Genomic DNA, 255 nt, shown 5'->3' with positions numbered 1-255 from the left:
GCACCGCCCGAGAGCACGAAAGCCATGCCGCGATAGATGGTGAGCGTGCCCAAGGTCACGACGATCGGCGGTATCTCCAGCGCCCAGACCAGGAAACCGTTGATGGCGCCAAGGCAGGCGCCGATGGCGATGGCGGCAATGATCAGCACGGCCAGCGGCAGATCGGGATAGGCGGCATTCATCATCGCAATCGCCATGCCGGTGAAGGCCAGATTGGCGGCGACCGACAGGTCGATCGACTTCGTCAGGATCACC

Annotated in this window: 1 protein-coding gene; it reads right to left on the bottom strand. The window is 63.5% G+C overall.

Features of this window, described 5'->3' with window-relative positions; genetic code table 11:
- Window positions 1-255: ABC transporter permease subunit (locus SB772_RS43235; protein ID WP_410838926.1), on the bottom strand; the 255-nt coding region annotated here is incomplete at both ends.

The organism is Paraburkholderia sp. SIMBA_030, assembly GCF_046535245.1.
Lineage (GTDB): Bacteria > Pseudomonadota > Gammaproteobacteria > Burkholderiales > Burkholderiaceae > Paraburkholderia.
Note: the sequence above shows the minus strand (reverse complement) of the source record. Positions and strands in the feature narration are given on the sequence as shown.